The following is a 25152-nucleotide window of genomic DNA, read 5'->3' as shown; positions in this document are numbered from 1 at the left end:
GATTGAGATCTTTGCCAATATATAGAAGAAATGTTGCAATCACTCCTTTTTCATGGCGAATTCCTTTGGTGTCATGCCAAATTGCTTCTGGAAAAGTTTGATAAAATAGCTTGGAGAGTTAATGCCAACCATTTCGCAAACCTCGTTAGAACGATAGCCTTTCTCGCGGATAAGTTCTGCTGCCTTCTTCAAACGAATCAGACGGATAAAATCAATGGGCGTCATGTCACTCACTTCCTTGATCTTTCTGTGAAGACTGCTGCGACTCATGCACATTTCTGCAGCCAGCTGCTCTACATTAAACTCTGACTGGTGGATGTTCTTGATGATCTTCTCGGTAATCTGACTGATAAACAGCTCCTCGACCTTGGAAATGCCACTTGATTGTACCGGCAGATAAGGACGTTTTACGAAGCTTTCGCGTTCTCGCTGACGATTCTGTAGTAGGGTTTCTATCTGTGTGAGCAGATGAGCAAATGAGAAGGGCTTCTCGATGTATGCGTCGGCTCCTGCACGCAATCCCTCTAACCGATTGTCTAATGTCTGTCGGGCTGTCAGCATCACTACCGGAATGTGGCTGGTCTCCATGTCTTCTTTCATCTTGCGGCACATTTCCAATCCATCCATCACAGGCATCATAATATCGCTTACCACAAGATCTACATGGTCGCGATGTGCCTTGGCAAGACCTTGAGCACCATCTTTGGCCTTGACCACCTGATAATGGGGCGATAGACCGTCAACAATCATTTGCATAACCTCCTCGTTGTCCTCAACGACAAGAATGGTATGCTCGTGAGCGTTGTTGCCGATTGCAGCCGAACCATCTTCCACCATATTATCTAATACGACATTAGCGGGCGAAATTGAAAATTCGGCAGGGCTTTCCATCTCTATAACATGCTCTTGATGCAAAGGCAATGTCAAAACAAAATCGTTGTACTCTGAAAGCGTGTTGACAGTCAGAGAGCCGCCATGCATCTCAGCCAATGAGCGCGCCATAGACAGTCCTAAGCCTGAGCCAGACTGCACATGAGTGCTGTCTAACTGGGTGAAAGGTTGAAAGATGTATTCTGCCTTGTCTTCAGGTATTTTGTCGCCATCGTTGATGACGTGGATCTGGAGCTGCTCATCATTCGTGCGTGCAGAAACCTGTATGAAGGATTCGCTATACTTACGAGCATTGTTAAGCAGGTTGCTTATCATCTTGGTCATGGCTTCACTGTCTGCTTGCAAGACAATCCCTTCGGTCTCGATGTCAAGGCTGATGGTCTTGTTCATGCGACTGATAGCAGGCTCAAAGCGGTCCACGATGCTGGTGAGCATAGCATTCAAATTGATGTTGACAAAAGAAAGATTGACACTGTTTGATTCAACCTTGCGGAAATCCAGCAATTGATTAATCAGGTTTAACAATCGCTTTGTGTTCTTCCCTATTGCCTTGATGTCTTTCAGTAGGTTGGGATTGTCAACCTGCTGGTCGTTCATGTTTTCAACCGATCCGTTTATCAACGTCAGCGGAGTTCGTATTTCATGTGTGATATCGGTGAAGAAGTTGATCTTCGACTGAAGCAATTCTTTGTCTTTCTCTTCCACAAATCGTTCCTGACGTTCTTTCTCCTTTTGGCGTTGACGCTGTTGCAGAATGCGATAAACAGCATAAGAGACCATGCTCAGCAACACGAAATAAATGATCTTCATGATGGGAGAAAGCCACCAAGGATAGGCCACGATGACACGCAATTCTGTGATTTCGTCGCCACCGGCAGGACGTACACGAAATGTGTAGGTGCCTGGCTGAAGACGCGAGAAACTGATGTCTTCATCATTGTTGCGGACCAGTATCCAGGAATTATCGACCCCACTGAGTTGATATTCATAGCTGTCTCCTTCTACACCACGATAATTGAGGGAGGACACGCTAAGAGAGAAACTGGAAAAATCATGAGGCAAGTGAATTTCCTTGGCTTCGATAATGTTGGCTTCGATAATGTCGCTTTCGCCAGGAAGAATATCCTGACGGTCCACGCGCAAATTGGTGATCAGCACTTTCCCCTGTTGGTCTTTTCCTGCCAGCATCGGATCAAAAGCCACAATGCCCTGTGTCCCGCCAAAATAGAAGGTTCCATCGGCTCCGATGACCGCCGATTTATAGTTGTACTGGTTGCCTGGCAGTCCATTGCTGTTTGGATAAACCAAGGTGATGTTCTCTTCAAAATTGCCGCAAACCAATCCATGATTCGTTCCGAACCACAGCCTGTGGAGAGAATCTTCCAACACCTTGTAGGTCACATCGTCCGGTAGTCCGTCTGAACGACTCCACGACTGCCACTTCTTTGTGTTTGGATTATACGTACAAATACCGCCTCTGTCGGTGGCAAACCAGAGATGCCCTTGATGGTCGATGCTGATGCTTGACACATCATTGGAACTGATGCTGTTAGAATCTGAAAGATACTGCTGGGCGCGTCCAGAGCGTACGTCGTATCGGAACACGCCACTGCCAATGGTGGAAATCCAAATGTCACCAGCGAAATCCTGTACAATATCCTGCACAAAGATATCGGGAATGCCGGTCACCTTGTTGAAACGCATATTGTCGCTTCTTATATAAACGCCCTTGGCTGTTCCCAGCCAGATATTTCCATCGTGGTCTTTGAAAAGCGCATAGACAGATCCTTCGCTCTGCAGACCAAGTTGTTCGGGGGAATAATGCTTAATCTGATGTGTTTTCACACTGATGATGTCAAGGCCATTCTTGAATAGGCCTGACCACACATAGTCATCATCGACCATCAATGCCAATCGGTTTGTGCCGCCTTTGTACTGCGGAGTGGGAAGCTTTTCAAATATCTGCAGGTCTGGATGGAACACGTTGATATGTCCTTCTTCCATTGATATCCAGATGTCTCCATTGTGATCACACTGCATCTCACGGATGTGCTTGTTGCTCAGGGAGCCGGGAAGTCCTGTGGGGATATAGCTATAAAAATGTATGCCACGTGGCGGCATGTAGTTGACTCCGCTTTGCATCGTACCGATCCAGAGTCCGCCTTCGCGGTCGCGATAGAGCGTGTAAAGCATGTTGTCACTGAGTGTGTTGGGGATGATGCCACCCTCGCAGAGACGCTGCTCGGTATGCTGGCGTTCGTTAATAATATAAAGACCATCCTGGGTGGCTACATAGATGTTCTCCTGATAAAAATCGATGGCGCGTATAATCTTATAGTGTACATTCTGTGCATCTACGGTTTTCAATTCATTTGTCTGGGGATTGAATTTCTTTAGTTGGCCTTCGTGCTCACCGACTAATATCCAATCACCATAATTGGTCAGCTTATAGATGTCTTGTCCCAACAAGCCTTCCGAGAATTGCTTCATGCGTCCGGTCTGTTGGTCTAACAGGAAGAGTCCTTGCCCCGCAGTGCCGATCCACACTGTTCCATCATCCCGGATGCACATGCTTTGAGGATCGAAAGTGGCATCGTCTGACTGACGTCTGGTTGCATAGCGTTGCAAGCTCTGGCGTTCCATATCATAGCGGAACACACCTTCTATGGGAGAAACAATCCAGATATTTCCGTTTCCATCTTGTTTGATCTCTGCTATCCAGTTACGTATCTGCTTGTTGTCTTGAGAAGCTACATCGAACGAAGAAAACGTTTCTATGACAGGGTTAAAGATAAACACACCTTTGTCTGTTCCCACCCATAATTGCCCATTTGTGTCTTCCATCAATGCAGAAATGTTATGATTGCCACGATTGACGACATGATCTGTGACATCATAGTGCTTCAGTTGGCGACCGTCATAACGGTCAAGTCCGTTTTTGGTGCCCAGCCAGATGAGTCCCCATCGGTCCTGCACAATGCTCTTAACATCGTTTTCCGACAACCCATTCCGGTTGTCTAAATGGGTGAAGTAGTAAACAAGGTTTGCATCGATAGCCCAACAATTTTGGCAACCCATAACGATAGCGAATGATAGGGTCACGATTCTTATGATATCTTTCATCATTTAGGTGCAATAATATTTATTTGGATGCAAAAATAGTAATATTTAGCGAGATTCTTGCTGTCAATGCTTAAATAAAATTGCAACAGATGTAGCAAATTAGGCGACGTTTGTCGCACGCGGTCTTATACTCCTCAAAAGTGTCATTCTTCGAGACGTATCGTTTTGCAAGTAACGGCTATTTCTACTAATTTTGCAGCACAAAACAGAAGTAACACATGAAACAACTAATCACTTTTGCCTTATTGCTGATGGCGATAGGCATACAGGCTGAAAAGACAAACATCAGCATCAAGACAAAAAGTACGCAACTGGTACTTCAAGTCAAGGACGACGGACGATTGTATCAAACCTATCTGGGACAGCGTCTGACGGAAGATACCTCGTTGGAACTACTAAACATGCCAAGAGTGAGTGGCTCGAGCAGCACGATGACGCAAGGGAGCGAGGTCTATCCTGTCATGGGCAGTGAGGATTTCTATGAGCCTGCTTTCGAGATTCGTCATGCAGATGGACATCCGACCAGCATACTTAAATATGTGTCGCATACACAAAAGGATCATGAGACATCTATAACGCTACGTGATGAACTCTACCCAGTGACGGTCGTCCTTCACTATGTGGTCTATCCTGAAGAAGACATCATCAAGCAGTGGAGTGAGATTAGTCATCAGGAGAAGGGAAAAGTATATATTTCGCGATATGCTTCCAGCATGTTGTATTTCGAAGCCGAGAAATACTTCCTTACGGAATTCTCGAGCGAATGGATACGCGAAATGCAAATGAAGAGTCAGGAATTAGTATTTGGTAAAAAGATTGTGGATTCAAGACTTGGCACACGGTCTACCCTATTTGCCCAACCTTTCTTCGAGGTGGGCTTAGGGCGCCCTGTAGCCGAGGAAGAAGGTACTGTCCTGATGGGCACGATTGGCTGGACAGGCAATTTCCGATTTACTTTTGAGGTTGACCATCAGCGACAGCTTCGTGTCATCAGTGGCATCAACCCTGATGCATCAACCTATCTATTAAAGAAAGGAGAGGTGTTCCGGACGCCAGACTTCTACTTCACACTCTCTCAGAATGGTGCAGGCGAGGGTAGTCGCCGATTCCAACGCTGGGCCATTAACCATCAGCTTAACAAGGGAAAAGAAGACCGCATGACACTGCTTAACAATTGGGAAAACACTTATTTCGATTTTGACGAGCAAAAACTCACGGCTCTCTTCGGTGAGGCCAAAGACTTGGGCGTTGACCTCTTCCTGCTCGATGATGGATGGTTTGGCAACAAATATCCGAGAAAAGACGATCATGCCGGCTTAGGCGACTGGCAGCCGACACGCTCAAAACTGCCCAATGGCATTCCGTATCTTGTCAGGAAAGCAAATGAGACGGGTGTCGCCTTTGGTATCTGGATTGAGCCAGAGATGGTAAACCCGCAAAGTGAATTGGCAAAGAAACATCCTGATTGGATGATTAAACTGCCCAACCGGGAAACCTATTATTTCCGTAATCAGCTGGTGCTCGACCTTGCGAATCCACAGGTGCAAGACTTTGTCTATGGTGTCGTTGATGGACTGATGAAAGAAAACCCACAGCTGAAGTTCATGAAGTGGGACTGCAACTCGCCCATTACAAATATTTTCTCACCCTACGAGAAAGAGAATCAAGGTAACCTGTATGTTGACTATGTTCGTGGACTCTATCGCGTATTGCAGAGAATACACACGACCTACCCAGATCTATATATGATGATGTGTTCGGGTGGCGGCGGTCGCTCCGACTTTGAAGGACTGAAATACTTCACCGAGTTCTGGTGCTCTGACAACACCGACCCCGTGTCTCGTCTCTACATACAATGGGGCTACTCACAGTTCATGCCCTCAAAGGCCATGTGCTCGCATGTCACGAATTGGAATCGCCAGGCAAGTGTAAAATTCCGACTTGATGTGGACTTCACTTGCAAACTTGGTTTTGATATAGATTTGGCAAATATGTCAGAACAGGACAAGCTGTATTGTCGTGAGGCCATCCGCGAATACAACAGGCTGAAACCAATTATTTATTCGCCTAATCTCTATCGACTTGTGTCGCCCTATGAGACCGAGCACTGCGTCCTGCAACGTGTCAGCGACGACAGTTCTCATGCACTGCTGTTCGCTTACGACATTCATCCTCGTGTCACCGATGTGCAACTGCCTGTGTGCCTGCGTGGCTTGGATGCCAACGCCCGTTACCGTGTGCGCGAGATATGCTTGATGCCCCAACAGCAGAGCTGGCTTGACTGTCATGACAAGGTTTATACAGGCGACTATCTGATGAAGGTGGGATTGAAAGTGACATCGGCAAACCCATTGGTGAGCCACATCGTTGAAATCGTAAAAGAATAGTAATTGTTATATAGTAATTCGTAGTTTTAGGTTTATTCTTTGACTGCCGTATTCGAGACGCATACGGCAGTCTTTATTCGGAATATGCCAGGCACGACAAAATGCGTTTTGAAGACGAAAATGACGATTCTGAACAAATAGTGTTTTAATCTGAATGAAAAGTTTTGTTGTCACTCAACATTATTTTATACTTTTGCAACTAACAAATTATGTCAAACCAATATAATTATGAAACCTAGAAAATTAATCACCGCCTCACTGGCGATTGTCGCCTCACTGCATTTATATGCACGCCCCGTCATGCCCCCATTGTTCTCAAGTAACATGGTGATTCAACAGCAGACGAATGCGCCTATCTGGGGAATGGCAAAAGCCGGAAAGAAAGTTACCGTCACCGCATCGTGGGACAACGCCACCATCACAACCACCGCCAACTCGAAAGGCTATTGGCGCACGACGCTGCGAACCCCTCAGGCAGGAGGTCCTTACACCATTACAATCAGTGATGGCCAGAAAATAAAATTGGAAAATGTCATGGTTGGCGAGGTGTGGCTATGCTCAGGTCAATCCAATATGGAGATGCCCATCGATGGATGGTCACAGGTTAAGAACTACGAACAGGAGAAGCAAGAAGCCAACCAATATGCAAATATCCGTTTGTTGCAGGTTCGTAAAAACATCTCGCCAAAGCCTCTGAATGACATGGAGACCAACTTAGGGGGTGGATGGCAAGTGTGCTCAGCTCGAAGTGTTAAGGAGTTCTCGGCAACGGGTTACTTCTTCGGGCGGGAGATACACAAGTCTCAAAACGTGCCTGTGGGGTTAATCGATGCTTCATGGGGAGGCACATTCATCGAACCGTGGACCAGTGCGGAAGCACTCAGACTTCATCCCGACATGAAGGATGCTTTGGAAGCAGTCGGCAACCTGCCTGAAGACAAGGCTGAACGAGAACAAATATACCTCGACCAACTTGACGAGTGGAAACAAAAAGTACGCAGCCTCGATCCGGGATATGAGGGCGAAAAGGCAGTATGGGCAAGTTCAACGCTGAACGATAGCCAGTGGCCTACCATGGCCGTTCCTGTTCAATGGGAGCGTGCAGGACTTGCAGATTATGATGGCGCAGCATGGCTACGCAGAACCATTGATATACCGAAATCCTGGGCTGGCAAAGAGGTGAAACTCTCTATGGGCGGACTTGTCGATGATATTGATTTCACGTATTTCAATGGTAATTTGGTAGGCCAGACCAACAGCTATGGCGAAATGCGTAACTATACCATCCCTTCACACTTGGTAAAAGCTGGTCGCAGCGTTCTTTCTGTTCATGTCATAGATACCGGTGGCGACGGTGGCATTTATAGTCCTGCTGACCAACTATATTTAGAATGTAAGGGCGAACGCATCATGCTGGCTGGAGATTGGCACTATAAAACAACAACACCAATGTCTCTGTTGCCTCGTATTCCTGTCAACAATACATCCTCACCCAATCAGGTAACCGTACTTTATAATGCCATGATCAATCCTCTCGTTGGCTTTGCCATTCGTGGAACGATTTGGTATCAGGGCTGTAATAACGAGCACAAGGGCTACCAATACCGCGAATTGCTTCCATTGATGATTCGAGATTGGCGCACAAAGTGGGGGTATGATTTTCCCTTCTATATCGTACAGTTGGCCAACTACAAGCAATTGCAGACCGAACCTGGCGATGATGAATGGGCTGAAGTGCGAGAAGCACAAGCCATGGCGGCACAACATGTGGAGAATTCTGGACTGGCATGCCTTATTGATATAGGCGAAGCTGGCGATATTCATCCACGCAACAAACAGGAAGTGGGCCGACGTCTAGGACTTATTGCTCGCGCAAAGACCTATGGCGAACAGCAGTTGGAATATTCAGGTCCGCTCTACTCTGGCTATCAGATAGAAGGCAATAGCATCCGTATCTCTTTCGACCATGCGAAAGGACTGCGTTCTGCTGATGGTGGACCATTAAGGGGTTTTGCCATTGCGGGCAGTGACCATCGTTGGCATTGGGCTGATGCTCGTATTGAGGGGCAAAGCGTAGTGGTGACGTGTCCGGATGTCATATCGCCCATTGCCGTTCGCTATGCTTGGCATGTCAATCCGCTCTGTAATTTGCAGAATGGCGAAGGTCTGCCCTGTGTACCTTTCCGCACCGATGATTGGCCAGGGCTATCCATTAACAATCACCAAGCGAACTGATGGAGCTTTCCCCGGAAAGCAAAAAGGGAGTTAAAGTGGAATCGTTATCCATTCCTCTTTAACTCCCTCTTTTATGTCCGTGAGTCAATCGATTTAGCTTTCGATCTTCTTCAAGGCAAAGTTGTAGGCGCCCAGGTTGATAGCCTTGCTGGCGCCCAGTTCAGACACCATGATTGCGACCTTGCGCTGACTGCAGTAGAGCACCTCCTTGTCGGTGTGAGGCACCTTGACAAACGTGTCTTTGTCTTCGAGGAAAGCAGCGCGTTGCTCGGGATCCTCAAAGTTATACACTTCCGATTGCAACGTGGGCATCAAGTGTCCGGAGAATGTTCCTACGGGACGGGCAAACTCCTCCATCATGCCAGGCAGTATGTGGTGGGCAGCACCAGCCACACCGCCACCGATGACCACGATGCCATCCACGATGTTCAGCACGTTGACCAGTGCAGCCGCCGTCACTTGTCCCAATTGGCGGAAACTCTCTTTGGCCGCCTTCACGTTGCCGGGGCGCTTGCCGTCGGCAATGTCGCAGATGTCCTTTGGGGTCAGTTCTGTGGCATCCTCGTGGGCCATCTCAGCATAGACACGGCGCACAGCGCGTATGCTCACGCTCTCTTCGGCAATGACAAAAGGATACATGCCGTTGCGTGTGCACCATGTGTCGCCACCACAGCCGTTGTCGCCCGTCAGCAACACCTGATCTATCACCACGCCACAGCCAAAGCCCGTGCCCAGTGTCACGCCAACCATGTTCTTGTAGCGCCGCTTGCAGCCAGCCTCCTCCAGAGCCTTGTTGACGCGCGGCAGTGCGCCAGCCAGCGCTTCGCCATAGGCAAACAGGTTGCCGTCGTTGTTGATAAACACGGGGATGCCGAACACATGTTCCAGATACGGTCCCAATGGCACACCGCCGCGGAACGAGGGGAAGTTGGGCAGATCGCCAATCACGCCGTGCTCATAGTCGGCAGGGCCAGGAAAGGCGAAGCTGATGGCCACGGGCTCCTCTGCCAGTTGCTCCTTGACGGTGGTAAATCCCTGAACCAGTGTGGCCAGACAGCCCTCGGTGTCGGTTGTTACGGCTTTCAGACGTACGGGTTCTACAATCTCTTCATTGTCGCAGATGGCCGAAAATACGAAGTTGGTACCTCCGGCATCGAGCGTCAGTACGGTTTTCTTGTCTTTACTCATTATTATTTTAGGTTGAATATAAATTACTTACTATAGTCTCTTTTCTGTTTAGTCCGAATCGGTATGCAAAAGTAAGATGAATTCTTTTAATGACCAAGACTTAGCCTATAATAATGTAAAAGTTTAACGATTGTTTTTAAATAGTGCCACTTTTGCTCGGCGTCTAGGGGCTGGAATTTGCATTTCTAGGGGCTGGAAGAGACGTTTCCAGGGTCTAGAATGAGTGGATGTAGGGGCTGGAAATGGCGTTTCTAGGCCCTGGAATGAAACTAAAAGCGTTACTATTGCCAGCGAATAGTGCCACTTTAGTCTTGCTAAAGTACTGCAATGGCAAGGCTAAAGTGGCACTATTCTATTGGTAAATGAGGGTGGTGATGCGGTCTTCGGCAAAGAGTAGCTGCGCCACGTCCTGCAAATCGCTGCTGCTGAGCGTATCGATGTGGCGCATGATGTCGGAGAGGTCGCGTTCTTTGCCCGTGTGCAGGTAGTTCTTGGCAAAGTCGAGCGCAAACTGTTCGCGACTGTCGCTGGCAATGGCCAACTGACCTTGCAGTTGGCGTTTGGCTGCGGCGAGCTGCGTGGGCGAGAGCGGCTTCTGCATGAGCTTGTCCAGCTCGCGTCTCACCAGTCGCAGACAGCGCTTCACGTCGGCGGGGTCGCAACCGAAATAGACCGACCACATGCCGGTGTCGCTATAGCTCACCATCGAGCTGTCAACGCTATATACCAGTCCGTTGCGCTCACGCAGCGCGATGTTCAGTCGTGAGTTGAGGCCTGGTCCACCCAGAATGTTGTTCAGCAGGTAGAGCGCCCAACGCCGTGGGTCGCTGCCAGCAAAAGCCCGTGTGCCCAACATGACATGCGCTTGGTGGGTGCCACGTTGGCGGATGAAGAGTCTCTCTTCAGTCCTCTCGTTAGCGAGTGCGGCGACGTCTTGTTCTTTCTGTAGCTCTGGTCTGTCTTTCTTCTCTACCATTTTGTTGAGGCTGGCAGCAATAGTCTTTCTGTCAATGTTGCCGCTCAGGAAGAACACACAGTTGTCGGGACGATAATAGCGACTGGTGAAGCGCTGGGCATCCTCGCTGGTGTATTGGCGCACCTGTTCGCTGGTGCCCAGGATGTTATGTCCCAGAGGATGGCCCTCGAACAAAATGTTCTCGAACTCGTCGTAGATCAGTTCTGCAGGCGTGTCCTCATAGCTGTCAATCTCATCGCACACCACTTCGCGTTCTTTTTCTACCTCGGTCTGTGGGTAGGTGCTGCCGAACACAATGTCGCAGAGTACGCCGATGGCTTTCTTGGCATGCTTGGCCTGAATGGCACAATAGAACACGGTGTCTTCCTTGTTGGTGAAGGCGTTCATCTCGCCCCCCAGTCCCTCGATGGCATTGATAATCTGTACGGCCGACATCTTCTGGGTGCCCTTAAACGTGAGGTGCTCGCAGAAGTGAGCCAGTCCTTCTTCGCCTGAACGCTCGTGGCGCGTGCCTGCCTTGACGGCAATGCCGCAGTAAACCACCTGCGAATCGGACGGCAGATGAATGACACGCATTCCGTTGTCGAGTGTAAAAGTGTTGTATTTCGTCATTTGTGGTGCAAAGGTATGAAAAAAAGAGCATTCGGCAAAATATATACACTTGTTATGTTGCTCGGCGAACCCCCGGATTTTTGTTTTTTTTTCGAGATTGTTTTCTTTGAGATAATAATTATTGCTAACTTTGCAGCCGACTTTAAATGATATGATAAATGCAAAAGGTTATTGGAATAGGCGAGACGGTTCTCGACATCATTTTTAAAAACGACCAGCCCATTGGTGCCGTGCCAGGTGGATCCACGTTTAACTGTCTGATTTCGTTGGGGCGCTCGGGGGTTAAGGCCTCGCTGGTCAGTGAGACCGGCAATGACCGTGTGGGACGGAAAATCATCGATTTCATCGAGAAGAATGGTGTTGATGCCTCGTGCGTATATGTCTATCCCGATTCCAAATCGCCTGTGTCGCTGGCCTTCCTCAACGAGAAGAACGATGCAGACTATATCTTCTATAAAGACCATGTCAACGACCGTATAGAGTTCTCCTATCCCGACATACAGAAGGACGATATCGTGTTGTTTGGTTCCTATTTTGCCGTAAACCCAGTGATACGTCCGCAGGTGCAGGCCTTTTTGGAGTATGCCCGCAACCGTGGCGCCATACTCTACTACGATGTGAACTTCCGTTCGTCGCATAAGAACGAGGTGCTGAAGCTGACTCCCAATATCTTGGAGAATCTGGAAATGGCCGACATCGTGCGCGGTTCGAGCGAGGACTTCGAGGTGATGTTTCACAAAACGGATCCCGACGTGCTATATCGTTCGCAGATTGCTTTCTATACCAAGAAGTTTATCTATACCAGTGGCGATGGTCCAGTGGAGTTGCGTGCCGACGAGAACTTCGCAAAGCAGTATGTCGTGGACCCCAACAATAAGGTGGTGAGCACCATCGGCGCTGGCGACAACTTCAATGCTGGTTTCGTGTTTGGCATGATTAAGAACCGCATCACTCGCGAAAACATTGAGTGCGGACTCAGCGAGCAGCAGTGGGACAGCATCATCGACTATGCCATGCAGTTCTCGGCAAACGTCTGTCAGAGTGTCGGCAACTCGGTCGATGAGAGCTTTGGAAGTGCCATGGCAGCCCTGTTAGCCGAGTAGTCGCTGCACGTCGTCGAGCGATGATGCTACCTTGATGAGCTGGTGCCAGTCGCCCCGAATCACCCCTTTCTTGCTGAGGTCGTCGAGGCAAACGATGAGCGAATCCCAAAAACCTTTCATGTTCCACAGAATCAGTGGCTTTTGATGGTATTGCAGTGTGGCTGCTGCTGCCGTGGTAAACAGCTCGTCGAGTGTGCCAATGCCGCCGGGCAGCACGATGAAAGCATCACTCTGAAGCATCATCAGGTCCTTGCGGTCGGTCAGGTTCTCGGTGGGAATGTGTACGTCCAAGTAGGGACTGAGGCGTCCCATCTCCTCAATGCGTCGGGGCACCACGCCAATGACTTGTCCGTCGGCCTCTTTAGCTGCCTTGCTGACGCTGTGCATGAGTCCGGCATCGTGGCCGCCAAACACGATGGAATGGCCGTTTTCTGCGGCCCATCTGCCCAATTCTTCGGTCATGGTGAAGAAATCAGGGTCTAATTGCTGATTTGCAGAACAAAAGATACATAGTTTCATGACTGCAAAGATAGTAATTAAATTGGATATCTGTAATTGAAAAAAGAGAATTAAGTGTAGATTATTGAAAATTAATGCGTAACTTTGCGCAGATAATAATTATTGTATGAAGACATTTGAAGAACTGGGTGTAAGCGTAGAGATACGCCGAGCCATCGAAGAAATGGGGTTTGTGCAGCCCATGCCTGTGCAAGAGGCAGTGATACCTACGCTGTTGGAAAGTAGGCAAGACACCATCGCTCTGGCACAGACGGGAACGGGCAAAACAGCCTCGTTTGGTATTCCCCTGCTGATGAGAATAGACATGAACAGTCGCGACACGCAGGCACTGGTGCTGAGCCCTACACGTGAGCTCTGCTTGCAGATCGCCGACGACCTGCGCGACTTTTCAAAATACATGGACGGCATACATGTAGAAGCCGTCTATGGCGGTGCTGCCATCGAACAGCAAATACGCGCCCTGAAGAAAGGTGCGCAGATCATTGTGGCCACGCCGGGCCGACTCATTGACTTGAAGAACCGTGGGTATGTGCATCTGGAGAAGGTGCGCAACATCGTGCTTGACGAAGCCGACGAGATGCTGAACATGGGCTTTACCGACAGTATCGAGGAAATCTTTGAGGCATTGCCCGACGATCATAACACACTGATGTTCTCGGCCACGATGAGTCGCGACGTGGAGCGTGTGGCGAAACGCTATTTGAAAGACCATCAGGAGATTGTGGTGGGCTCGCGCAACGAAGGAGCCGAGAACGTGAACCACATTTATTATATGGTGCAGGCCAAAGATAAGTATCTGGCGCTGAAACGAATTGTCGATTACTATCCAAAGATTTTTGCTATCATCTTCTGCAGAACAAAACTGGAGACTCAAGAGGTGGCCGACAAGCTGATACGCGACGGCTATAATGCTGAGTCGCTGCATGGCGACCTGTCACAGCAGCAGCGTGACCTGACAATGCAGAAGTTCCGTCAGCATCTGACACAGTTGCTGGTGGCTACCGATGTGGCTGCACGCGGCCTCGACGTGGACGACCTGACCCACGTCATCAACTTCGGTCTGCCCGACGACATTGAGAACTACACCCACCGTTCGGGACGTACAGGGCGTGCAGGCAAGAAAGGCACCAGCATCTCTATCGTTCACTCGAAGGAGAAGTTCAAGATTCGTAACATCGAAAAGGTGATTGGCAAGAGCTTTGTGGAAACACCGATTCCATCGGCCGAAGAGATTTGCAAGAAGCAGCTCTACAAGGTGATGGACCAGATCGTGAAGACCGACGTGAACGACGATGAAATCGCACCTTTTATGCAGGACATCAGTCGCTACTTTGAGTTTATCGACAAAGAGGAACTCATCAAGAAAATCGTGTCGCTGGAGTTTGGCAAGTTCCTGGCTTATTATGCCGATGCACCTGAGATTGAAGTACCCACCAAAGAGAAAGAACGTCGTCCGCAGAGCGACCGCGAGAAGCGCAACAACAAGCCCGAGAAGGGATTCAAGCGACTCTTTATCAACTTGGGAAAGAAGGACGGTTTCTTCCCCGGTGTGCTGATGCAGACGTTGAATCGCTATGTGGGCGGTCGTCAGGCCGTGGGACATATCGACCTGTTGGACACCATCTCTTATTTCGAGGTGCCTGAGAAGGATGCCCGCAAGGTGATGACGCAGTTGACAGGCATCCGCTACAAGGGACGTACCGTGCGATGCAATGAAGAGGACGACAAGACAGGTCCACAGGGACGTCAAGGCGAACACGGTCGTCGCAACTCGCGTGGCAGTCAGAAAGCACAGGGAGGCCAGCGCCCCCAGCGCCAGTATAAAAAGGAAGATTGGCGCTCGCTGATGCAGAATGCCAATCGTGTAGATTTCAAGGGCGAGGAGCCCGACTTCAGTGAAGAGGGCTGGGCCCGCCGCAAACCTAAAAAGAAATAGGTTGAAAAAGCACCTGTGACGATAGAAATAAAAGGAAAGAACGGGTTTTTGATTCATCGGATGGATTAAAAACCCGTTCCTGCTTTTCTGGCATGAAAGTTTGCAATGATACTCCAGTTTTTTGACGTTTTAGGGGTGCTCTTATCTTGCTTTTTGGACTTATTTATATAAGATGATAATTGAAAAGGCCAGAAAGAAATGCCCGAATTTTGAATAAAATGAACATGAAAGAGAGAATTTCTTGAGGAGAATAGCGATTTTCCCTAAAAATTAAAAAATAATCCTTGGAAAAATTTTGTGCTCTCATTTTTTTTTAATACTTTTGCCAACCGAAAGAAGACGCGAACCTAATGGATAAAAAGAGACAGGAAATACATCATATGAACTGTTTTTCATAACACCCGAGGCTTTCGTGTTTTTATGAGGAAAGTGAATCTAACTTATTTTTATTAATATACTAATTTAAACATTTAACAATGAACAAGAAAATTTGGAGTTTGCTGGCCATCTTGATGGTAGCAGTATTGAGTTTTGGAGTAGCTTCATGCAGTGATGATGACGAAGAAGAACAGCCCAGTTCTTATTATTTGTTCTATGAAGTGACTGATCAGGGTAATCTGTCAGACGATGAAGTGGATGCTCTGGAAAAGACCATTGACGATATTATCGATGGCGGTGATGAGTTCGAAAACATGAAGCTCAGCACTGTATCTCAAATAGTAGAAGGACTGATCAAGACCAACGCTGCTGATATTAACGAGGCATTTGCTGGCAAGTCGTTCACCGTGTCTTTCTTCATCGACGACGTGAAGCTGGAAAAGACCGTCAAAGTTATCAAACTTGTATGTGTGGACGGTAAGGTGCAATAATAGTTATTTAAGTAAGATAAAAGAAATAGCCGGCGGGAATCTCTCGTCGGCTATTTCTTTTGTATGCCTTTTCGCCTTCAGCAGAGTGCTGACCTGCTGACGGGTGCTTACTGCGTGATGACCGTGCCGTGCTGTCCGTCGATGGCTGTGGCCTTGGTAATGATAACGCGCTCTACGCCAGCATCGATGGCAGAGAGTGCGTTTTCAATTTTCGGCAGCATGCCACCGCTGATGGTTCCGTCAGCCTTGTAGGTCTCGAAGTCGGCATGGGTGATGTTGCTGATGACCGACAGGTCGTCGTCGGGATTGCGAAGCACACCAGGCTTCTCGAAGGCAAAGATGAGGGTCACGTCGAAACCTGCGGCAGCCATGGCCTTGGCGGTCTCTGAAGCCATCGTGTCGGCATTGGTGTTGAGCATGTGTCCCTGTCCATCGTGGGTCAGCGGGGCAATGACGGGGATGAGGCCTGCCTCGATGAAATGGGCTATTTTGCGACCATTGGCCTCTTTGACATCGCCCACAAAGCCATAGTCAATGCCATTCTTCAAGGGACGCTTGACTGAAAGGAGAATATTGCCATCGGCACCTGTCAGTCCCAAGGCATCGGCACCCAGTGCCTGCAGACGTGCCACGATGTTCTTGTTGACCAGTCCGCCATACACCATGGTCACCACCTCGAGCATGTCGGCATCGGTGATGCGGCGACCATCCACCATCTTCGTCTCGATGTCCAGTCGTTCGGCTATCTTTGTGGCTTTGCGACCACCGCCGTGAACCAGAATCTTAGGCCCTTGGATAGCAGTGAAATCACGTAAAAGCTGTGCCAGTTGCGCCTCGTCTTCGACCACGGCACCGCCTACTTTCACGATAGTAATCTTTTGCTTCATAACTAAAAATAACTACTTCTTATTCTAATTTCGTGCAAAAGTACGAAAAATAATCCGATACTCCAAATTTAATTTTTATACCAAATGTTTGGTATTTTTGAAAAAAAACTATCAAATTGTAATTTGCACACCAAAAAAGTATTACCTTTGTACCCGACATAAACGCAAGATAGCTATGATGATCAAGGATCTACATTACAAACCTCTTTTATTAATAGTATTTATTGGAATCCTCGGGGGAAATGTTTCAGCTCAAGAAAATAAGCCAACCTCTATTCCCATGCAGACGGTGAAACCCACCATTCAGGCAGTAGATGCAGTTGGAAATGTGGTCTTGAAGGGTGTAATCATTGACAATCAAGGTGAACCGCTGCAAGGCGCTAATGTTTACGTGCGCGAGATTAAAGGTGGTGCTGTGGCCGATGAAAAAGGACGCTTCACGCTGAACGTGCCTAAAGGCACTACCATCACGGTGGATTACTCGTATGTGGGCATGGTGACGCAAACCAAGAAGTATGATGGCAAGCGCCCTCTGACCAATCTGCAAATTGTGCTTCATGAAGATAATCGACTCAGCGAAGTCGTGGTGACAGGTCTGTTTGACCATAAGTCATCTACGTTTACGGGGTCTGCCTCGTCCTACACGAAGGATGAGTTGAAACAGGTGACCAGCGCCAACGTGCTGAAAGCCGTTCAGGCACTTGATCCTGCCTTTGTGGTTGACATGAATAGCATTAACGGCTCGAACCCCAACTTCATGAGCGACATCACGTTGCGTGGTAATGCCTCGTTTGGCGGCCTGCAGGGCGACTATAGTGGTAATCCTAATGCTCCACTGTTCATACTTGATGGCTTCGAGGCTACGCAGCAGCAGATCTTCGACCTCGACATCAATCGCATTAAGTCGGTGACTATTTTGAAAGATGGTGCAGCCAAAGCCATCTATGGCTCGAAGGCGAGCAATGGTGTGGTGGTCGTAGAGACTGTGCAGCCCGAGGCTGGCAAGTTGCGCATCACCTATACGGGCGACCTGAGCATTGAGGCGCCAGACCTGACCTCCTATAACTTGTGTAACGCTGCCGAGAAACTGGCGGTAGAGAAGAAGTCCGGTCGCTATACGGCATCTTCGCCCTACTTCCAGTCGCAACTGGACGAACAGTACAACGAACTGGTGGCTAACGTGGCCAGAGGTATTGATACCTATTGGTTGTCGCAGCCCCTGCGTACGGGTGTTGGTCAGAAGCACACGGCCTATCTGGAGGGCGGCACGCAAGAGATGCGCTACTCGGCCAGCGTCATGTATAATAATATTGAGGGCGTGATGAAGAAGTCGGGCCGACGCACCGTGTCGGGCAACGTCAATCTGTCGTATCGCTATCAGCAGTGGATGTTTCGCAACTCACTGACGGTGACGGGGAACCGTGCTGATGACAGCCCATACGGCAGTTTCTCTGACTATGTCAGCGTGAACCCATACTTCCGTCCGTATGACGATAATGGCAACCTGTTGAAGGTGCTGGGCACCTATACCTCGCCGGGCGCAAATGGCAGTACGCAGACGTTCTATAACCCTCTGTATAATGCTTCGATAGGAACCAAGAACTTCTCGAACTATACCGAGGTGTCGGAGAACTTCTATTTGGAATATCGTCCTAACGATGATCTGCGTTTTACCGCCCGACTGGGTTACACCCACCAGAACAATAAGCGTGAGGACTTCTATCCTGGCGACCATACCCGCTTCACTACATGGACGGGCGATCGCTACTTCCAGCGTGGTAGCTATGCGATCACCAATGGTGAGAGCAACAGCATCTCTGTCGATGTGACGGGACACTACACCCATCGTTGGGGCAAGCATATGCTGTTGAGCAACGCGGCCTATTCGCTGCAATCGGCACAGTCGTCTTCTGAGGGAATGACAGCATGGGGCTTCTTGAATAATCATGTGGATCATATCACGTTTGCCAAGCAGTATGCCGAGGGTGGGGTGCCATCTGGAACAGAGACGACCACGCGTTCGCTGGGCTTGACGGGTGCCGTCAACTATTCTTACGACGAACGCTATCTGTTGGATGCCAGCTTGCGTCTGAACGGCTCTTCGGTGTTCGGACGTAACAACCGTTGGGGTACATTCTGGAGCTTAGGCACGGGATGGAACCTGCATAAGGAAAAGTTCATGGCCGACGTCAAGTGGCTGACACTCTGTAAACTGCGTGTTACCTATGGTCTGACAGGTAACCAGAACTTCTCGCCATATCAGTCGAAAGCCACCTATAAGTTCTATGATGCCATCGTTTACGATAACATCTCAGGCGCCTACTTGATGGCTATGCCCAACGAGAACCTGAAATGGCAACAGACGGGCGACTTCACCGTGGGTCTGGACCTGGGTATCGCCAGCAAGGTGAACCTGCGTTTCGACTATTACGACAGTAAGACGCGTGATGCGCTCATCGCCATGTCTATACCGACCTCAACGGGCTTCAGCTCTTATATGGAAAACTTGGGTAATGTTGTAAACAGAGGTGTAGAGGCCACAGCCAACTGGCGTCTTTACCAAAAGGAACAGTCATTCTTGAGTGTGACGGGTAGCGTGGCCCATAATATAAATAAGGTGACAAAGATTAGCGATGCCCTGCGCTCGTTCAATCGTGAGCAGGACGCAGAGAAGACCAGTTCGCCCATCATTCGCTATGAGGAAGGACAGTCTATGACGGCCATCTGGGCCGTGCGCTCGCTGGGTATCGATCCTGCAACCGGTCGTGAGTTGTTTCAAAAGAAAGATGGCACGTCAACCTATGATTACACCACCGATGACTATATTGTGGCTGGCGACAGTAATCCCAAAGTGCATGGCACCTTTGGCGTCAATGGCGAGTATCGTGGTATCGGTGGCAGTCTGCTGTTTAGCTACCAGATGGGTGGCGACTACTACAACCAGACGCTGGTGGATCGTGTAGAGAATGTGAACGTGGCCAACAACGTAGATAAGCGTGTGTTCAGCGACACGTGGAACTCACCCGGCGATGTGGCTCTCTATAAGCATATCTCGAGCACGCCCACCACGACGTATGCCTCTACGCGCTTTGTGATGCGCAATAATATGCTCGACCTGACAACTATCTCAGCCTATTATGACTTTAAGTATTGCTCGTGGCTGCACCGCGCCAAACTGGAACGTCTGCGTCTGACATGCTATGTGAACGACGTGTTCCACCTGTCGTCGGTCAAGGCTGAACGCGGCTTGGGCTATCCCTATGCACGAACATTCTCGTTCTCGTTGACAGCAACATTTTAAAAAACTAACAAGGAAAGAAGATGAAAAAGATACAGAAAGACTTGCTGATAATCATGATGGGCGTCCTGCTGATGCCCGTTGTCAGTGCTTGCAACGACTGGCTCGATGTGCAGCCTCGTTCGCAGGTAGAGGATACCGAGTTGTTTGAGACGGAGAGTGGCTATAAGGAGGCTTTGGCAGGTGTGTATTCGTCGATGGTGTCTGCAAATACGTATAGTAAGGAGCTGACCTATGGTTTTATTGGTGTGCTGGGACAGGAGTGGGACTTCTACTACTCTACGCAATATGATGACGCCGCTGCCTATAATTATGATGCCTCGGTAACAACAGGCTATCTTCGTGGTATATGGAATACCAACTATAGCGGGATTGCCAATGTCAACAACTTGTTGGCACATATTGATGGCAACAAGCGACTCTTCTCGGAAGACAACTTTGACGTGATTAAGGGTGAGGCTCTGGCACTGCGTGCCTTCTTGCACTTCGACTTGTTGCGGTGCTTTGGCGTTAGCTTTGAGGTGAACCCCGACCAGATGTCAATCCCTTACTGCAAGGCGCTGACCTACCGTGTGTTCCCACAACTGTCTGTACGGGTTGTCACCGACTCTATTCTCAGTGACCTGTCGGCAGCTGAGCAGTTGCTGGAGTCCAGCGATCCTATAGTGACAGGACGCGAGATCACGGAGATGACTGACAATGGCTATCTGTTGAACCGTCAACTTCACCTTAACTACTATGCTGTCAAGGCTCTGCAGGCTCGTGTCTATATGTGGCGTGGCGACTATGACAAGGCGCAGAAGGCTGCTGATGTGGTGATAGACTCTGAGAAGTTCCCTTGGACCAAGGTGAACAGCATGCAGACGGGAGCAGACCGTTGTCTTGCCGACGAGTTGTTGTTTGCACTTAACAATCTGACGATGACCAGCGATGTGGCCGACAACTATTTCTCGGACGACTCGCCCTACAGCTTTGCAGTGACGCGCGAACGACTGCTTGACTACTTCAATAACGCAACACAAGACTACAGATATACATTCCTGTTTAAAAATGGTACTGCTACGCATGCTGCCAACCGCTATCTGAGGAAATATGACGAGCCCAGTGGCAACAATAACTACTATCGCTATAAAATGCCTTTGATGCGTGTGGGTGAGATGTATCTCATCAAGAGTGAGGCAGCTTATCGCCAAGGTGATGCGGAGACGGCCCGCAAGGTGCTGAACCAGTTGCGCAAGGCTCGCAACCTGACGGCGCTCAATAAGCTTCCGACCGATTACTATCAGGAACTGGTGTATGCCTATCGTCGTGAATTGCTGGGCGAAGGACAGTTGTTCTTCCTTTATAAGCGACTGAATCGACCCACGATTCTTTACTCTTCCGTAGATGCGATAGGCGAGAAAGTATATACTTTCCCGTTGCCACTGACCGAAACAGAGATGGCAGAACGTGAACCAAACAGATAAAGAAGGATGCAAAGATGAAGGAAAAAATGAAAAAACTGATATTGTTTGCATGTATGTGCTTTGCGCTTGTTGGGTGCGAGAAAGAAGAGGTATCAACCTTCAACACGCAGTACACGGCATTGAATATATGGGTTGGAACTCAGGCAGGAGCCGTCTATGAGTCGGCAGTACATAACTATTCCTACGTTTACGAAGAGGGCGACGTGACGTTCTATGCTCAGTTGAGCGGCATGCCGGCAGACCACGACCGCACTTTCCATCTGGAGGCTTTCGGTGGCGATTCAGCGTTGATGATCAATACTGTGCGCTTGGAGGATTATGTGATTCCTGCCGGTGCTGTCAGTGGTGTTTTCCAGGTTCATTTCAATACCCGGAAACTGACCGATGCCGACCTCTTCACCACGAAAGATGGGATGATATACTTCCGTGTGGTGCCTCACGAAGAATTCGCTTTAGGTACCGAGGGACACCAGCAGTTTGCGGTTGTCTTGAAGAATTATCTGGCCAAGCCGACTAACTGGGAGACAGCCAACTATCCTCAGATGCCGCTCAGTCACTATTTCGGTGCCTACAGCAGGGTGAAGTATCAGTTCATGATAGAACATCTGGGATTGAAAGATTTCCAGGTGAACTACAATGCACAGACGTCATACGATGAGGAGACGAACGTGGTTTCCAATTCGTATGCCATCTATCTTGTGCAGGTGATGCAGAAAGCATTGGTTGACTATAATGCGCAGCATGATGAACCGTTGACCGATGAGTTTGGACTTCCAATAACGTTTTAATCAACTATGTGAATGATGAAGAGGTATTTTTCAATAGTTCTCAGTGTGATGGCAGCAATGCTGTCGCTTGTAAGCTGCTATGAGGACAAAGGCAATTATGATTATCGTGACCTTGACGTGGTGACCATCGACACGATGGAAACTGGCATGCAGTCAGCCTATTCACTGATGCGCTTTGACCGTCTGCGACTGGCTCCCCATATCTTCTTTAACGGACAGCTGGTTGATGACAGTCAGGAGGTTCCTTTGGATTACCAGTGGACCATCTTCAGTAGTGTGAGCGGTACAGGAGCGAATAGTGTGATAGACACCATCGGAAACCAACGCGTGCTGGATACGGTTATCAGTCGCACGGCAGGCAGTTACTTAGTGCAGCTCGTGGTCAAGAACCGTCATACGGATGTGTGTCAGTTCTTCCGTGTTCCTGTCTCGGTCAGCGAGGTGCTGGATGGCGGATGGATGGTGTTCTATGAGCGTGCAGATCATCCAGGAACTTCTGATTTGGCCTTGATACATAACCCTTGGACCAAGAATAATGTGGTCTATGACAGAATTTATTCAAACCTCTATGAGACGACCAATGGTGAACTGTTAGACGGAAAGCCTGTTCGTTGTCTTGACATTGCAGTATCTTTGGCTGCAGGAAATAACTATATTGGTCTTTGCACAGATCGCACACTGGTGGGCGTCAGTGAGAATGGCTTTGAGAAGGCGCTGATGTTTAAGGACTTCTTCCACGAAGCACCATCCACGGAGGCCCCCATCTGGTATGGCGAGCATGGCTCTGGTGTGATGTCGGGGCAGAGTTCTGAGGTGCTGATCAATGAAAATCAGGTTTATACCAATACCTATGTGTTCAGTGCAGCAGATGGGCGTACCACACGTTTCGGTGTGGCTAAGTTTGGCGATGAGATTGGACAGTTGGCACCGTGGAACGCAGAAGTTCCTAATACACTGAACTACGGCATCATAGTCTATGACCAGACCAACCACCGCTTCCGCTATTCAGCCTATAATGGGGCTCGTCTGGAATACTTTGGCGATCAAGACATGGAACAGGCAGCTTTCGATATTAACAACACTGGTATGGAACTGCTGTTGGCAGACTGGGGGCGTGGATCCAGTCAAGGCAATGGATTGAGACCTTATGAGTATCTGCTGATGGGGAAAGGCCAGCAACGCTATCTGGCGGTAGCCAATTTCTCGTCGTCGGCACCCACTGATCCTGCTATCGGATTGGCACTCTATCCGTTGGATGCTATCTGCCCTCAGATTGATCATGCCACCACGTTTGCTGCCAGTCATGTGGGTAGCTTCGTGTACTATGGTGCCGGTCGTGCAGTCTATAACCTGGCCTACGACAGCGGACTGCCTGCCACGGAGGCATGGAGAGCACCCTCTGCCGATGAGGAAGTGACCTGTGTGCGTATCATGAAATACTATCATGGCACCATCTATGGACTTGGTCGCGTGCCGCAGTCAGACAATCTGGTGCACATAGCCACCTGGAATGAAAAGACTCAAGAGGGTCATGTCTATCAATACCTGATAAACCCCGCCAGCGGCATACTTGATACCGACAACCATTACGAATATGTGGTGCCAGGACGAGTGAAAGATATGGCATGGAAATTCACATTGCAATAATTACACAATAGAAAGGATAAGAACAATGAAAAAACTAACACTGATTATGATGATGGTCCTGACGGCTGGTGCTGTCATGGCTCAGGGACTTGCTTTCGAACCCGATGGAACAACATTGGAACAGGCTTCAGCTAAGGCTAAGGCCGAAAACAAACTGATATTTCTGGATGCTTTCACCACATGGTGTGGCCCTTGCAAGATGATGGCGCGCACCGTGTTCCCGCAGGAGCAGGTTGGCGCTGCGATGAACCCCAAGTTTGTGAGCGTCAAAATCGATATGGAGAGCCCTTATGGTGCACCTCTTGCTAAGAAGTTGCAGGTCACTGCCTATCCTACTTTTATCATCTTCAATGCAGATGCACAGGAGATTGGACGCTTTATGGGCGGTAGCTCTGCCGAGGAGTTCCTGAAGAAGGTGGAAGAGAAGAGCAAAGATAATGCCTCTGCCGCTCTGCAAGCGCGCTGGAAGGCTGGCGATCGTGATCCTCAGTTCTTGTTTGAATACCTTCGTTCGTTGTCGGCTACCTACAAACTGCAGGAGGCTGGCGAGGTGGCTGAGGCCATCTTGGACGGCAAGGAGGATACCTTTGCTGCTGATAGCACCTTGCGTGCCATCTTCATGCGCAATATTCAAAGCCCCTTTGCAAAGTCGTTTGTTTACACAGCGAAGAACCCCGATGTGCTGGCAGCTTACATCGGACGTAACAATGTGGATGCCAAGATTGCTTCGGTGTTTACTAATTACCAGCGTGACGTGTTGGTAGAAACCGAAGAGTCTGTCACACTTAATCAGGAGGCCTACGACCGTTTTGCAGCCCTCTTGAAAGAGTTAAACGTAGAAGGCGGTAATCAGTACCTCTATGGCATACAGATTACGCTGGCCGAGAAGCAGAAGAACTGGAAGGACTATCTCAAGTATATCCAGGCTTATCTGGCCGATCCCTCTCTCGATGCAGGAGATATGCAGTTGGCACGCTGGGCCCGTCCGTTCTCGTCTCCCACGGTTGATGCTCAGTTGAAGGCCACCTATAAGACCATCCTGTTGCAGCGTATCGAGGACATCAAGGCAGGCAAGCGTCAGGCACAGCGTCAGGTGGGCAACATGCGCCTGTCTCGTCCTACCGACGAACTGCTTCAGATGATTGTCAATGCCTTCGATGGTAAGATGCCCAATCAACAGAAAAAAGAGTAAGATAGAATCACGCGTGAAAACTAAATAGATTGTAT

The 25152-nt window shown here is 49.0% G+C and carries 15 protein-coding genes; 10 read left to right on the top strand and 5 right to left on the bottom strand.

The window, feature by feature from the left end; translation table 11 throughout:
* Nucleotides 1-39: 39 nt before the first annotated feature.
* Nucleotides 40-4017, bottom strand: a complete 3978-nt coding sequence (locus tag L6472_RS12890) for a two-component regulator propeller domain-containing protein (protein WP_237805746.1) — start codon at nucleotides 4015-4017, stop codon at nucleotides 40-42.
* Nucleotides 4018-4232: 215 nt separating this feature from the next.
* Here L6472_RS12890 and L6472_RS12885 point away from each other — a divergent pair, with 215 nt between their 5' ends.
* Nucleotides 4233-6401 (top strand): alpha-galactosidase, encoded by a 2169-nt coding sequence (locus tag L6472_RS12885; RefSeq protein ID WP_237805744.1) that lies wholly within the window; start codon nucleotides 4233-4235, stop codon nucleotides 6399-6401.
* Between the two features lie 228 nt (nucleotides 6402-6629).
* On the top strand, nucleotides 6630-8636 hold the full coding sequence (locus L6472_RS12880; RefSeq protein WP_237805743.1) for a sialate O-acetylesterase: 2007 nt from the start codon (nucleotides 6630-6632) through the stop codon (nucleotides 8634-8636).
* A gap of 93 nt (nucleotides 8637-8729) precedes the next feature.
* Here the strand turns inward: L6472_RS12880 and L6472_RS12875 are convergent, their stop codons facing one another.
* Together L6472_RS12875 and L6472_RS12870 are read right to left on the bottom strand one after the other, a co-directional pair.
* Nucleotides 8730-9827 (bottom strand): ROK family protein, encoded by a 1098-nt coding sequence (locus tag L6472_RS12875; RefSeq protein ID WP_237808035.1) that lies wholly within the window; start codon nucleotides 9825-9827, stop codon nucleotides 8730-8732.
* 349 nt (nucleotides 9828-10176) lie between these two features.
* Nucleotides 10177-11412, bottom strand: a complete 1236-nt coding sequence (locus L6472_RS12870) for a pitrilysin family protein (RefSeq protein WP_237805741.1) — start codon at nucleotides 11410-11412, stop codon at nucleotides 10177-10179.
* 158 nt (nucleotides 11413-11570) lie between these two features.
* On the opposite strand from L6472_RS12870, the gene L6472_RS12865 reads away from it, so the two are divergent.
* Nucleotides 11571-12515: a PfkB family carbohydrate kinase gene (locus L6472_RS12865; protein WP_237805739.1), complete on the top strand. Its 945-nt coding sequence runs from the start codon at nucleotides 11571-11573 to the stop codon at nucleotides 12513-12515.
* On the opposite strand, the gene L6472_RS12860 is transcribed toward L6472_RS12865, so the two are convergent.
* Nucleotides 12504-13034 (bottom strand): TIGR00730 family Rossman fold protein, encoded by a 531-nt coding sequence (locus L6472_RS12860; protein ID WP_237805737.1) that lies wholly within the window; start codon nucleotides 13032-13034, stop codon nucleotides 12504-12506. The two genes, L6472_RS12865 and L6472_RS12860, sit on opposite strands and share 12 nt — an antisense overlap.
* 106 nt (nucleotides 13035-13140) lie before the next feature.
* On the opposite strand from L6472_RS12860, the gene L6472_RS12855 reads away from it, so the two are divergent.
* Nucleotides 13141-14970: a DEAD/DEAH box helicase gene (locus L6472_RS12855; RefSeq protein WP_237805735.1), complete on the top strand. Its 1830-nt coding sequence runs from the start codon at nucleotides 13141-13143 to the stop codon at nucleotides 14968-14970.
* Between the two features lie 476 nt (nucleotides 14971-15446).
* Nucleotides 15447-15839, top strand: coding sequence for a hypothetical protein (locus tag L6472_RS12850; protein ID WP_237805733.1), 393 nt, complete (start codon nucleotides 15447-15449; stop codon nucleotides 15837-15839).
* Between the two features lie 107 nt (nucleotides 15840-15946).
* Here the strand turns inward: L6472_RS12850 and argB are convergent, their stop codons facing one another.
* Nucleotides 15947-16726 carry an acetylglutamate kinase gene (gene argB / locus L6472_RS12845; protein ID WP_237805731.1) on the bottom strand — a complete coding sequence of 260 codons (780 nt, stop codon included), beginning with the start codon at nucleotides 16724-16726 and terminating at the stop codon, nucleotides 15947-15949.
* 175 nt (nucleotides 16727-16901) lie between these two features.
* Between argB and L6472_RS12840 the strand changes: the two genes are divergently transcribed.
* Genes L6472_RS12840 through L6472_RS12820 form a run of 5 tightly spaced genes read left to right on the top strand, consistent with a single transcriptional unit; the run spans nucleotide 16902 to nucleotide 25117 of the window.
* Nucleotides 16902-20027, top strand: a complete 3126-nt coding sequence (locus L6472_RS12840) for a SusC/RagA family TonB-linked outer membrane protein (RefSeq protein ID WP_237805729.1) — start codon at nucleotides 16902-16904, stop codon at nucleotides 20025-20027.
* Nucleotides 20028-20047: 20 nt separating this feature from the next.
* The gene (locus L6472_RS12835) at nucleotides 20048-21490 is read left to right on the top strand and encodes a RagB/SusD family nutrient uptake outer membrane protein (protein ID WP_237805726.1); all 1443 of its coding nucleotides are present in this window, start codon (nucleotides 20048-20050) and stop codon (nucleotides 21488-21490) included.
* Between the two features lie 26 nt (nucleotides 21491-21516).
* Complete coding sequence (locus L6472_RS12830) at nucleotides 21517-22278, top strand: DUF4843 domain-containing protein (RefSeq protein WP_237805724.1); 762 nt, start codon at nucleotides 21517-21519, stop codon at nucleotides 22276-22278.
* Nucleotides 22279-22290: 12 nt separating this feature from the next.
* Nucleotides 22291-23925 carry a PKD-like family lipoprotein gene (locus L6472_RS12825; RefSeq protein WP_237805722.1) on the top strand — a complete coding sequence of 545 codons (1635 nt, stop codon included), beginning with the start codon at nucleotides 22291-22293 and terminating at the stop codon, nucleotides 23923-23925.
* 25 nt (nucleotides 23926-23950) lie between these two features.
* On the top strand, nucleotides 23951-25117 hold the full coding sequence (locus L6472_RS12820) for a thioredoxin family protein (RefSeq protein ID WP_237805720.1): 1167 nt from the start codon (nucleotides 23951-23953) through the stop codon (nucleotides 25115-25117).
* The last annotated feature ends 35 nt before the right edge of the window (nucleotides 25118-25152 follow it).

Origin of the sequence: Prevotella sp. E13-17, assembly GCF_022024035.1 — a bacterium.
GTDB lineage: Bacteria > Bacteroidota > Bacteroidia > Bacteroidales > Bacteroidaceae > Prevotella.
The sequence above is the reverse complement of the archived record's forward strand: the minus strand, read 5'-3'. Positions and strand labels throughout refer to the sequence as shown.